The organism is Streptomyces sp. NRRL F-5755 (genome assembly GCF_001279365.1).
Lineage (GTDB): Bacteria > Actinomycetota > Actinomycetes > Streptomycetales > Streptomycetaceae > Streptomyces > Streptomyces rimosus.
Map to the genome: position 1 here is coordinate 33,427 of NZ_LGCW01000298.1, position 11,601 is coordinate 45,027.

14 protein-coding genes and 1 riboswitch are annotated in these 11,601 nt (G+C 72.2%); of the genes, 9 read left to right on the forward strand and 5 right to left on the reverse strand.

The genetic code is table 11. From position 1 onward, the window contains the following. Nucleotides 1-94 precede the first annotated feature (94 nt). Nucleotides 95-523, forward strand: coding sequence for an ATP-binding protein (locus tag ADK86_RS33220; RefSeq protein ID WP_053699950.1), 429 nt, complete (start codon nucleotides 95-97; stop codon nucleotides 521-523). Nucleotides 524-1,336: 813 nt separating this feature from the next. Here ADK86_RS33220 and ADK86_RS33225 read toward each other — a convergent pair. The 4 genes from ADK86_RS33225 to ADK86_RS33240 form a co-directional block, all read right to left on the reverse strand. After that, a complete protein-coding gene (locus ADK86_RS33225) occupies nucleotides 1,337-1,909 on the reverse strand; it encodes a DUF6328 family protein (protein ID WP_063789147.1) in 573 nt (190 codons plus the stop codon). 185 nt (nucleotides 1,910-2,094) lie between these two features. Continuing rightward, nucleotides 2,095-2,568, reverse strand: coding sequence for a C40 family peptidase (locus ADK86_RS33230; RefSeq protein ID WP_053699951.1), 474 nt, complete (start codon nucleotides 2,566-2,568; stop codon nucleotides 2,095-2,097). Between the two features lie 3 nt (nucleotides 2,569-2,571). After that, nucleotides 2,572-2,736, reverse strand: a riboswitch (cyclic di-AMP (ydaO/yuaA leader). A 520-nt stretch (nucleotides 2,737-3,256) separates the two neighbouring features. Further along, the gene (locus tag ADK86_RS33235) at nucleotides 3,257-3,562 is read right to left on the reverse strand and encodes a hypothetical protein (protein WP_053699952.1); all 306 of its coding nucleotides are present in this window, start codon (nucleotides 3,560-3,562) and stop codon (nucleotides 3,257-3,259) included. Between the two features lie 6 nt (nucleotides 3,563-3,568). Then, nucleotides 3,569-4,204 carry an ATP-dependent Clp protease proteolytic subunit gene (locus ADK86_RS33240; protein ID WP_053699953.1) on the reverse strand — a complete coding sequence of 212 codons (636 nt, stop codon included), beginning with the start codon at nucleotides 4,202-4,204 and terminating at the stop codon, nucleotides 3,569-3,571. 386 nt (nucleotides 4,205-4,590) lie between these two features. Here ADK86_RS33240 and ADK86_RS33245 point away from each other — a divergent pair, with 386 nt between their 5' ends. From ADK86_RS33245 to ADK86_RS33260, 4 genes are all read left to right on the forward strand, one after another. Next, complete coding sequence (locus tag ADK86_RS33245) at nucleotides 4,591-5,235, forward strand: hypothetical protein (RefSeq protein ID WP_053699954.1); 645 nt, start codon at nucleotides 4,591-4,593, stop codon at nucleotides 5,233-5,235. Nucleotides 5,236-5,341: 106 nt separating this feature from the next. Next, nucleotides 5,342-6,010: a GntR family transcriptional regulator gene (locus ADK86_RS33250; protein ID WP_053699955.1), complete on the forward strand. Its 669-nt coding sequence runs from the start codon at nucleotides 5,342-5,344 to the stop codon at nucleotides 6,008-6,010. 315 nt (nucleotides 6,011-6,325) lie between these two features. After that, entirely contained in the window at nucleotides 6,326-6,637 is a 312-nt protein-coding gene (locus tag ADK86_RS33255) for a hypothetical protein (protein ID WP_053699956.1), read from the forward strand. Between the two features lie 91 nt (nucleotides 6,638-6,728). Next, a complete protein-coding gene (locus tag ADK86_RS33260) occupies nucleotides 6,729-7,070 on the forward strand; it encodes a type II toxin-antitoxin system Phd/YefM family antitoxin (protein ID WP_053699957.1) in 342 nt (113 codons plus the stop codon). 58 nt (nucleotides 7,071-7,128) lie between these two features. On the opposite strand, the gene ADK86_RS33265 is transcribed toward ADK86_RS33260, so the two are convergent. Continuing rightward, the gene (locus tag ADK86_RS33265) at nucleotides 7,129-8,109 is read right to left on the reverse strand and encodes a M28 family metallopeptidase (RefSeq protein WP_078952424.1); all 981 of its coding nucleotides are present in this window, start codon (nucleotides 8,107-8,109) and stop codon (nucleotides 7,129-7,131) included. Nucleotides 8,110-8,527: 418 nt separating this feature from the next. Between ADK86_RS33265 and ADK86_RS33270 the strand changes: the two genes are divergently transcribed. From ADK86_RS33270 to ADK86_RS33285, 4 genes are read left to right on the forward strand one after another with little or no spacing between them, the layout of a single operon-like run. After that, on the forward strand, nucleotides 8,528-8,830 hold the full coding sequence (locus ADK86_RS33270; protein WP_003986521.1) for an urease subunit gamma: 303 nt from the start codon (nucleotides 8,528-8,530) through the stop codon (nucleotides 8,828-8,830). Nucleotides 8,831-8,847: 17 nt separating this feature from the next. Then, nucleotides 8,848-9,159 (forward strand): urease subunit beta, encoded by a 312-nt coding sequence (locus tag ADK86_RS33275; RefSeq protein WP_030603209.1) that lies wholly within the window; start codon nucleotides 8,848-8,850, stop codon nucleotides 9,157-9,159. After that, nucleotides 9,152-10,873 (forward strand): urease subunit alpha, encoded by a 1,722-nt coding sequence (locus ADK86_RS33280; protein ID WP_053699958.1) that lies wholly within the window; start codon nucleotides 9,152-9,154, stop codon nucleotides 10,871-10,873. Before ADK86_RS33275 ends, ADK86_RS33280 begins: the two co-directional genes overlap by 8 nt. A 42-nt stretch (nucleotides 10,874-10,915) precedes the next feature. Continuing rightward, nucleotides 10,916-11,590, forward strand: a complete 675-nt coding sequence (locus ADK86_RS33285) for an urease accessory protein UreF (RefSeq protein ID WP_053699962.1) — start codon at nucleotides 10,916-10,918, stop codon at nucleotides 11,588-11,590. The last annotated feature ends 11 nt before the right edge of the window (nucleotides 11,591-11,601 follow it).

The following is an 11,601-nucleotide window of genomic DNA, read 5'->3' on the forward strand; positions in this document are numbered from 1 at the left end:
CGGAGACGAGGGTGCCGAAAAGACCGGACAGCGACGGCGGCTTCCTCCGGCGGCGGGCCGGAGCCGAGCCTCGGTGGGAAAGGGACGGGTCGCGATGGCAGACCATCAGGAATCCTCACTCACTCTGCCCAGCACACCGGCTTCGGTCGCCGAGGCCCGCAGGTACGTCACGGGTGTGCTCGCCGAATGGGGCCTGCCGGACCGGACGGAGACGGCCGACACCGTGCGCCTGATCGTCTCGGAGCTGGCCACCAACGCCGTGCAGCACACCTTCGGCCGGTCCCCGGTCTTCACCGTCGATGTCCGGCTCGACCGCGACGAGCGGCTGCGCATCGGGGTCACCGACGACCATCCGCGCTGGCCGAAGCGGCTGCCGGCGGCCGTCCAGCAGGACAACGGGCGCGGCATGGTGATCGTCCGCTTCCTCACGGCGGAGTCCGGCGGACAGCTCACGGTCGAGCCGACGCAAGCCGGGGGCAAGACGGTGTGGATCACGCTGCCGTGGAAGCTGTTCCTTCCGTAGCGGCCCGGCCCGCCCCGCGGCGCCTCACGGCTTGGCGAGAAAGCGCGGCCTGCGGCGCCGGCCCCCGCCGCACGCGCAGCCCACGCCGTCGCCCCGCCCCTGCCGGTACGTAGGACTGCTCTCCCGCCCGCAGCGGGAACAGCGGCACGGCCACGGCTCGTAGGCACCGGGGCAGGGGACGAGCGGCGTGAGCCCGGCCGCGTACATGACGCGTTCGGCGACGGTGGCCGGCCCGGGGGCGGGCGGGGCCGCGGCGACCGGGGGCACGGCCGAAGCCGTGGTGACGGGAGGAGCGGCAGGCGCGGGCGGAACCGTGGGTGGCGGGGGAGGCGCGAACGCCGGCGGGGATACGGGCGCAGGGGAAGGCGCGGGACCGCCTGGTACGGGAGAGCCCGGAAAGGGACCGCCCTGTACGGGAGCGCCTGGCACAGGACCGCCCGGTACAGGACCGCCGTTCACCGGTTCCCCGCCCGCGAGATCGCCCGGATGCCATTGGTGCAGGCAGGAGGCGCACCACCACAGGAGTTCGCCGGCGCCGTAGACCCCCTCGTCCTCCCACAGCACGTCCGTGCTGCCGCAGGCCGGGCAGGGGGCGGCGGGGGAGCGGCGGCGCAGAAGTCCGCGCAGGTTCACGAGTCGGTCCCGGTGTGCGGGGGCTGGGGCAGGTGCGTGTGCATGGGTCTCCTCACGTGCTAAGGAGACTCCATCGGTTCGCCGTCGCCAAAGCAAGGACGACCAGGTCACAAAAGATTTCCACCGCGCGGTGTCCGGCGGCCTCCCGGGCGACCACGGGGGTTCTCCGAGCGGGACGGCTCAGGAGGACGAGTCGCGCACCGCCGGCTTGATGTGCCCGTTCCGGTGCCCCAGTACGCGCGGCAGCAGCGCCCACAGGCCGCCGCAGGTCACCAGCGTCACGGACCCCGCCGTCACGCCCGCGCCGCGTCCCAGCACGACGTCGACCACGAGCAGTACGGCACCGGCCAGCGCCAGCGCGAGCACCGCCATGCCGGCCGCCGTCAGACGCGCCGAGACCTCCACGATCAGCCTCTTCGCGCGCCGCCGGAACAGCACCCGGTGCACCGCCGCCGGCGCCGTGAGCAGCAGCGTCGCCAGCACGGCCAACAGCAACGTACCGACGTAGAAGGCGCGTTGCGTGGTGTCCAGGGACACGAAGCGCGGCGTGAAGGCCAGCGTCAGCAAGAACGCGAACAGGATCTGCACCCCGGTCTGCAGGACGCGCAGTTCCTGGAGCAGTTCGCCGAAGTTGCGGTCGTAGCGCTCCAAAGGCGTCTCGTTGCGGTCCGCGCACACGGCGTACCGGTCGGATCCGGACTGCTGGTGCGATCGGGGCGATGCGTTCCGGTCGTCTTCGGTGAGGGGGGCCATTGTGTCCGGGTATCCACCGACGCGTTGAACATTCCTGACGCGCTCCTGTGCGGACGGGTGCCCTGACGCGCGTACGGGCGCCGGTGCGCGTACCCCGGTACGGGGCCCGGGGCGCACCCGGCCCCGTACGCACGCTCTTTCAGGACAGTTGCAGGCCGTCTACAGGACAGCTCGGTACGGCCGCGTCAGCGGACCCTGCCGTACGAGACGCTGCGCGACCAGATGCGCTCCAGGCGCACCACGGTGCCCGGCTTGGGCGCGTGCCAGATCTTGCCGTTGCCCGCGTAGATGCCCACGTGGTACACCCCTCGGCGCGAGTGGAAGAAGACCAGGTCGCCGAGGCGGCGCGCGGATGCGGACAGGTGCCGGGTGCGGTTGTACTGGGCCGCCGCGGTGCGTGGGAGCCGCTTGCCGGCCCGTTTGAACGAGTACAGCGTCAGCCCCGAGCAGTCGAAACGGTACGGCCCGGTGGCCCCGTACTTGTACGGCGAGCCCTTCTTGGAGGCGGCTATCCGCAGTGCCGCCGCCGAACTCGACGCGGCTTCGGCCTCCGCCGAGGCTCCCGGTACGACCAGTGTTCCGCCGACCGTGGCCAGTGCGACGGCGGACACCAGTCCGGCTCGCACCAGCAGGGGGGACATGGTGGTACGCGCACTCATGCGCAACCCTTCGTCAGCCGCCGACGAAGGAGTACCTGTCGGGTTCGGGCAGGCGAAGATGCCCGGTCGCGGTGGCGACTTCACCCCAAGGGCCCGTGCGGCCGCGGTGGCCGCCGGTCCCGTCGTGCTCGGGTCCTCCGCTCCTGCCGATCCAGGCGCATCGACCGGACATCCGGTACGGCGGCAGGATTGGGCGTCCGCCCGGACCGCCCCACCGCGGTGGCGGGGGCTTGTCGTCGGAGCGATCGTTGCGCAACCGGCGCCCGGATTCCGAGCAGAAACGGCGATATGTGAGTTTGGTCACGTATGCGCCGTTCAGGTGGACAGTGGGCGTTTCGCGGGGGCGCCGAGAAGGGTGAGGACTCGCGTACCAGGCCCGGAACCGGGGGTTCCGGGCGACACGTACGCAGGCCGCGCAAGCCGTGTGACGCAGAGCGCGACCCCGCGGCTACGCCGTTCGGGCGAGCCCGATCGGGCTCCGTGTCGGCATGTTCCTGTGCTCTTGGGGTGCTCCGGCGCCTCCTGTCCTGCTCTGTCGCTCCCGTCCGGCACGTTCCTGTTGGGGCGGTTGGGCCCCAAAAGGCGGCAGTGGGCAGGGAGGAGGGCACCCGACCCCCGTACGAGCGCCCTCCGGATGCGCGCGGCGCGACGTCAACTCCGGGCGTCGGCCGCGCGGTGAGGGCGCGGGTCAGCTACGCGCCGGGGGTACGGAAACGAGCCGCGCGCGGCGCTCACCGTCCAGGACGCGCAGGGCCTGCGTCAGCGTGCCGGAATGCACCTCGTTCTCACCCCGGTCGTGCATCAGCGTCAACGCGTCCCGCAGGGCGATGGACTTGCCGACCAGGGCCTGTGCGGCACGCAGCCCGCCGTAGGTGTCCGTGCCGCGTGCCGGGTTGATCCGGCCCAGCAGGTCCAGGACCGCCAAGTAGCTGTCGATGAACTCGCCCTCGGCGCGGGTCAGTGCGGGCAGCGGCGGCAGTTCGGGTGGCAGCATCCCGGCTCACCTCGCGCCGAGTGCCGCCGGGCGCGGCTTGCGGCTGCGGGTGAGTCCGTCGATCAGCCCGTACTCGACGGCGGCCGCGGCGTCGAGGATCTTGTCGCGTTCGAGGTCTTCGGTGATCTGCTCGACGGGCCGGCCGGTGTGCTTCGCGAGCAGTTCCTCCAGCAGCGCGCGCGTGCGCAGCAGTTCGTCGGCCTGGATGCGCAGGTCGTCGGCCTGGCCCTGCACCGGTTCGCCGAACGAGGGCTGGTGGATGAGTATCCGGGCGCCCGGCAGGGCGAGGCGCTTGCCGGGCGTACCGGCCGCCAGCAGCACCGCGGCGGCGGAGGCCGCCTGCCCCAGGCAGATGGTTTCGACGTCGCAGCCCACGAACTGCATCGAGTCGTAGATCGCGGTCATCGCGGTGAACGAGCCGCCGGGCGAGTTGATGTAGAGCGAGATGTCCCGGTCGGGCGCGTCGTAGTCGAGGTGCATGAGCTGCGCGATCACGTCGTTGGCCGCGGTGTCGTCGATCGGTGTGCCGAGGAAGATGATCCGCTCGCTGAGCAGCTTGGAGTACGGGTCCATGGTCCGGGCCCCGTACGAGGTGCGCTCGGTGAACTCCGGGAGGACATATCGGGCCTCGGGGCGGTTCATGGGGACTCCTCTTCGCTGTCCATCTGTAAAGAATGTACAGAACGTACGTAGAGCTTGATGGGAGCATGGTTCCGGTGCCGAAGGCAATGGCTGCCGGGGGTGAAGTGCCGGGCGCTCGCTGAGAGCGAAACGGCTCATGGGGCGTCAGTGGCTCCGAAATGCGGGCGAACTGACTGGCTGTGAGGTGTACACGCCTGTTGTCGAGACCGGCGCGGCCCGGCCTCGCGGTGGTCCCTGACCGCCCGTACGCCCCCCTTGCTGCCGTAAGCCCGGAGTGACCGCCTGCTTCCCCCGCGTCACGCGAATGCCTGCACCGGCCGTGCGTCCTGGCCGCGCATCGGCTGCCCTGGGAGTACCCCAACCCCCTCGACAGGGAGAACCGCATCATGCGCATACGCGTCCTTCTGGGGGCCGCGGCCCTCACCGCGACCACCGCCCTCGGCAGCGCCACCACCTCCTCCGCCGCCCCCGTCCCGCCGGCGAGCGGCCCCTCCGCCACCCACGAGAACCCGGCGCGCCACCAGGCCGACGACCGGGCCCACGCCTCGTGGCGCCTCACCTACAGCCGGGCGACGCACAAGGTGCGCGCCGTCTATCCCGGCGCGCGGCTGGTGTCCGCGTTCGGGCGCGCGCCGGGCGGCCCCACCACGAACATGGCGAAGGTGGACCACTGGCGGTTCATCTACGAAGTACCGCCCCGTCACCGAGGCGCCAAGCCGGTCCTGGGCGCGTACATCGACGCCGTGCTCGGCGGCCCCATCGGACAGCCGCGGCCGGGCCGGGGCGCGTGGCTGGACAACGCCCCGATCAAGGGGCCGCGGCTGACGCCGGCCCGCGCGTACGACGAACTGAGGAGGGCCGGGCACCGCGGCCACGCCTTCCAGTTCGTCTCGCTGGGCAACCCGCTGCACCCGCAGCTCAAGCAGCGCTACATCTTCTCCAACCGGCGGGGCGGCTGCGACATGTTCTCCGTGGACGACATCGACGGCAAGGTCCACAACCTCTGCAAGCGCGGTACGCCCGGCCGCTGAGTCACGTACGGGAGGGCTTCGGCCGACGCGCCCGGCCGGAGCCGTCCCGGGGGGGCGGCGTGCAGAATGGCCGCTGTACGCCGCAACGCCCCGCAGAGGACGCCTGATGCCCGACTTGTCCCACCTGACGCCCCTGCCGCCGAAGGCCGCCGCCGACGACCGCCACACGCTGCGGGAACGCATCCACGGCGCGCTGACCGAAGCGCTCGTCAACGGCACGCTGGCGCCCGGCCAGGAGTACGGGGAAGCGAGCCTCGCCGCGCGGCTCGGCGCTCCCCTCGCCCCGCTCCAGGAGGCGCTGCTCCAGCTCGCCTCACAGCGGCTCGTCGAGTACGCGGGGCCGGACACGGTACGGGTGACGACGGCCGACGCCGCCACCCGCCGGCACGCCGCGGCCGTTCTGCACGGGCTGTACCGCACCGCGCTGCTCACCGCGCCATGGCCGCTCCCCGAGGACGGCCTCGATGCCCTCCGTAACTCCGCTGCCGCGTACGCCCGCGCCGCCGCCCACCGGAACGCGGTGGAAGCCGCCGCTGCAGAGCGCGCGCTGTGGAGTGTCTTCGTCCATGCCTGCCGCAACCGGTTCCTGTACGACGCCGTCTCCCAGCTCGCCCCCGTATGGCAGCGGGCGCAGCATCTCGACATCCCGTTGCCGGCCGAGCCCGGAAACGTCTGGGACGACCTGTTGACCGCGTGTGCGGCAGGCGACCGGCAGCGCGCGCTGCAATGTGCCGATGACCACTGGGCGCGCGCGGGTGGTGTGACGAGCGCTTGATCCGGCGGCCATCAGGCGGCCGAAGGCGGGCCCGATGCCCGGACAGGGCTCCTCGTTCCGGTACGTTTTGGCCGAAGTCCCCCACGCGGTCGGGCAGTGGCCCGGCGTGCGGCGTACCGGACTGCCTCCGTCGCACCGCCGACCCCTCGGCCTACCCCTCCGGTCCGCGGAGACGACACCCGGCCCGCGCGTCCCTGGCCGAGGGTGCCCTTGCGGAACCCGGCCCTACGCATGAGCCCGTTGCCGCCCCGGCCGCCCGGGTACCCGCCGGGCGGACCCGAGCCCGTCGGGCCGAATCGAGTCCAGGAGGACGCGATGGCTACCGCTTCATCCGCCGGATACCCGGAATCCGGCCGGTCCCAGGCCGCTCGTACCGAGCGGCGTACGAGTACGGAGACCAAGCCCGCCTTCAAGAGCACCGAGCTCTTCGTCTATCTCGCCGCCGTCGTGGCGGTACTGGTCGCCTCCGCCGTGGTGGGCGGCGACGCCGTCCGGGCGGACCGTTTCCCCGCCGACCGGGCATGGTGGTACATCACCCTGCTGACCATCGGCTACATGATCAGCCGCGGCCTGGCCAAGTGCGGCAGCCGCGAGCCCGCCGACCCCACCGACCGGACAACCACCTGAGCGCAGCCGGCGCACGCGGCCCGGCAGCGCTGCCGGGCCGTTCGCCCGCCGCCCCGGCCGGAATGTCGTGGACGCGACCTAAGCTAGGAGCATGGCTTACGAGATTCCGGTGACACAGGCTCGGGCGGAGCTGGCGGACCTGATCAACCGCGTCGTCTACGGCGGCGAGCGGGTGGTCGTCACACGCCACGGCAAGCCGCTGGTGGGCCTGGTGTCCGCCGCCGACCTGGAGCGCCTGGACGCCTGCCGGGAAGCGGAGGAGGCCGCGGGGGAGGAGCAGGTGATCAGCACCGTCTCCGCGGTGCGGCCGTTCCCGGCCGCGCCCGGCGAGTGGCGCCGCTTCGGCATCGCGGCGGAGCACCGTGGCGCGGCCGGCGAGCCGGGGGCGTCCGGCGGGTTCGCGGAGCACGGCGGTCCGGCGGGGGAGCACTGACCGGTCCCGCGCGGGCGGCCGCCGCCGCCCGGACGCGCCGTGCCCGGGCGGGGCGGTGTCAGGAAGCGAGCTTCCACACCGCGTCGGCGATCGCGGCGGTGTTGTTGCCCAGCGCCGTGTCGTCGATGTTCTTCACCGTGTCGCAGGACGCGTGGTAGCAGGCGTCGAACGCCTTGCCCGCCGTGCCGCCCCACTTCTTCGCCTGCTCGGCGGTCTTGATGTAGTCGGCGCCGGAGAACAGACCGCCCACCGGGACACCGGCGTCCTTGAACGGCGCGTGGTCCGAGCGCCCGTCGCCCTCCGTCTCGACCTCGGTGGCGATGTTCTTCGCCGCGAAGTGGTCCTTGAAGACCTTCTCCAGGCGCGCGTCGTCGTCGTATACGAAGTAGCCCGGGTTGGGCGAGCCGATCATGTCGAAGTTCAGATAGGCGTCGATCTTCCCGCGGTCGTCGGCGGACAACTGGTCCACGTAGTGCCGGGACCCGACCATGCCGTACTCCTCGGCGCCCCACCAGGCGAAGCGCAGGTGCTTGGCGGGTTCGAGGTGTGTGCGGGAGACGGCGAGCGCGACCTCCAGGATGCCCGCGGCGGCGGAGCCGTTGTCGTTGATGCCGGGACCTTCGGTCACCGAGTCGAGGTGGGCGCCGGTCACCACGGTCCGGTCCGTGCCGCCGCCGGGCCAGTCGGCGATGAGGTTGCGGCCCGTTTTGCCGTTGCGGGTGAACTCCTGGACGGTCGTGGTGAACCCGGCCGCGTCCAGCTTCTCCTTGATGTAGTCGACGGACGCCTGGTAGCCGGCCGTGCCGTGGGCGCGGTTGCCGCCGTGGGCGTCGGCGACGGCCTGCAGCCGGTCGAGGTGGGCCTTGACACCGGCGACGGGGATGTCGGGCGCGGCGGGTGCGGCGGAGGCGGTGGCCTGGGCTCCGGCGACCGGTCCGATCAGGGCGGCGGCCAGGGCGGTGCACGCGCCGACGGCCAGGCCGGTACGGCGTATTCGGGTGGCGGGGGAGCGGTGCGAGGTGCGGGACGCGCGGTTCACAGTGGGGGCTCCGATGCTGATGTGGGGGGTGCGCCGTGGGGTGGCGCTGTGGGGGTGGTGACGCCGAAGCGCCTATGCGCTTGACGTGCGCATGAGAATTACGGGCGATCCGTGCCGCGTCAAGAGCGGATACCGGACTCCGGTGTCCGCACAGCAGACACATCGGGCGGAAGCGGGGCGGCGGGCCGCCGGGGATGCGGCGATGCGGCCCAACCGGTGAAGTTCCGCGCTTGCACCGCGGAGTTAACGCCGTCGAAATCGCGTCGAACTAACCTGCGGACACCGGGTGATTGATGGCGCGGAGCTGGTGAGCAGTTTGCTCCGCCTTTAATTAGTGTGTGATACATCTGCTTTGCGGGTGTATTGACACCCGTGACCTGGGCTTATGTGCCCAGAGCTAGGACTGTGAGGTAGAGGTATGCAACTGACCCCGCATGAACAGGAACGCCTGATGATTCATGTGGCGGCGGACGTGGCCGAAAAGCGCCGCGCACGCGGGGTGCGGCTCAACCACCCGGAAGCCGTCGCGCTGCTGACCTCGCACATCCTCGAAGGGGCCCGGGACGGCCGTACGGTCGCCGAGCTGATGTCGACCGGCCGCAAGGTCCTCACCCGTGACGACGTCATGGAGGGCGTGGCCGAGATGATCCACGACGTCCAGGTGGAGGCCACCTTCCCGGACGGCACCAAGCTGGTCACCGTCCACGAACCCATCAACTGACCGCGGGAGAGCCGACCATGATCCCCGGACAGATCCTCCACGCCGACGCGCCGGTCCGCCTGAACCCCGGGCTCCCCGTCACCCGTATGACCGTCCTGAACGTCGCCGACCGCCCCGTCCAGGTCGGCTCCCACTACCACTTCGCCGAGGCCAACCCGGGCCTCGACTTCGACCGTGCGGCCGCGCACGGCAAGCGCCTGAACGTTCCCGCCGGCTCCGCCGTGCGCTTCGAGCCCGGCATCCCCACCGAGGTCGAACTCGTCCCCGTCGCGGGCAAGCGGATCGTCGCGGGCCTGCGCGGCGAGACCGGAGGCTCCCTCGATGGCTGATCTGACCCGCGCCGCCTACAGCGATCTGTACGGCCCGACCGCGGGCGACCGCGTACGGCTGGCCGACACCGACCTCCTCGTCGAGATCACCGAGGACCGCTCGGGCGGCCCGGGGCACGCCGGTGACGAGGCGGTCTTCGGCGGCGGCAAGGTGATCCGCGAATCGATGGGCCAGTCCCGCGCCACCCGCGCCGACGGCGCGCCCGACACCGTCATCACCGGCGCGATCGTCCTGGACCACTGGGGCGTCGTGAAGGCCGACGTCGGCATCCGGGACGGGCGGATCGCCGCGCTCGGCAAGGCCGGCAACCCCGACACCATGGACGGCGTCCACCCCGACCTGGTGATCGGCCCGGAGACCGAGATCATCGCGGGCAACGGCAAGATCCTCACCGCCGGCGCCATCGACACCCATGTGCACTTCATCTGCCCCCAGCAGGTGGACGAGGCCCTGGCGTCCGGTGTGACCACCCTGGTCGGCGGCGGTACGGGCCCGGCCGAGGGCAGCAAGGCCACCACCATCACGCCCGGCGCCTGGCACGTGTCCCGGATGTTCGCCTCGATGGACGGGCTGCCCGTCAATGTGGGCCTGCTGGGCAAGGGCAACACCATGTCCGCCGCCTCGATGCGCGACCAGCTGCGCGCGGGCGTCCTCGGCTTCAAGATCCACGAGGACTGGGGCGCCACCCCCGCCGTACTCGACGCGTGTCTGCGTGTCTGCGAGGAGAGCGGTGCGCAACTGGCCATCCATACGGACACGCTGAACGAAGCGGGCTTCCTCCAGGACACGCTGGCCGCCATCGCGGGCCGCGGCATCCACGCGTACCACGTCGAGGGCGCGGGCGGCGGTCACGCACCCGACATGATCGCCATGGTCTCCGAGCCGAACGTGCTGCCCGCCTCCACTAACCCGACGCGCCCGCACACCGTCAACACCGTCGAGGAACACCTCGACATGCTGATGGTCTGCCATCACCTCAACCCGGCCGTGCCGGAGGACCTGGCCTTCGCCGAATCCCGTATCCGGCCTTCCACCATCGCGGCCGAGGACATCCTGCACGACCTCGGCGCCATCTCGATCATGTCCTCGGACGCGCAGGCCATGGGGCGCATCGGCGAGGTCGTGCTGCGTACGTGGCAGACCGCGCACGTGATGAAGAAGCGGCGCGGCGCGCTGCCCGGCGACCTCCTCGCGGACAACGCCCGCGCCCGCCGCTACGTCGCCAAATACACCATCAACCCCGCCATCGCGCAGGGCATCGACCACGAGGTCGGCTCGGTGGAGGACGGCAAGCTGGCCGACCTGGTGCTGTGGGAGCCGGCGTTCTTCGGCGTCAAACCGCACCTCGTCATCAAGGGCGGGCAGATCGCATACGCGCAGATGGGCGACGCGAATGCCTCCATTCCCACGCCGCAGCCGGTGCTGCCCCGCCCGATGTTCGGCGCCATCGGGCAGGCGCCCGGCGGCAACTCGGTCAACTTCGTCTCCGAACAGGCCGTCGCCGACGGACTGCCGGAACGCCTCGGGCTGGCCAAGAACTTCCGGGCCATCCGCAGCACCCGTGGCGTGACCAAGGCGGACATGCGCAACAACGACGCGCTGCCGCGGGTCCACGTCGATCCCGACACCTTCACGGTGACCATCGACGGCGACGTGGTCGAGCCCGCCCCGGCCGACGAACTGCCCATGGCGCAGCGGTACTTCCTTTTCTGAGCGGCCGGGGATGTGCGAGAGGCCGATGAGGGAGGTGTGGTGGTGAGCCGGGCGGCGTTGCTGGTGCTGGCGGACGGCCGGTTTCCGGCGGGCGGGCATGCCCACTCCGGGGGTGCGGAGGCGGCGGTCACCGCGGGGCGGATCACGGACGCGGCGAGCCTGGAGGCGTTCTGCCGGGGGCGGCTGCACACCGCGGGCCTGGTCGCGGCCGCGCTGGCCGCAGCGGCGGCCGCCGGGTGCGATCCGCTGGCGCTGGACGAGGCCGCCGATGCCCGCACCCCGGTGCCGGCGCTGCGCGCCACGGCGCGCCGGCTGGGGCGGCAGATGCTGCGCGCGGCCCGCGCGACCTGGCCCTCGGCCGCGCTGGATGCGCTGGCCGCGGCCCGGCCGCGCGGCGCCCACCAGCCCGTGGTCCTGGGGCTGGCGGCCCGCGCGGCGGGCCTGGCGCCGCTGGATGCCGCCTACGCCGCCGCGTATGAGAACCTCAGCGGCCCGGCCACCGCCGCCGTGCGCCTGCTGAGCCTGGACCCCTTCGCGGCGAGTGCCGTGCTGGCCCGCCTGGCCGCCCCGCTGGACCAGGTCGCCGCGCAGGCCGCCGACGCGGCACGCCGTGTTCCCGTGGAGGGGCTGGGTGCGCTGCCGGCGGCGTCCGCGCCGCTGCTGGACATCACCGCCGAACAGCACGCGGCCTGGCCGGTCCGGCTGTTCGCCTCGTGAACAGCGGCCCC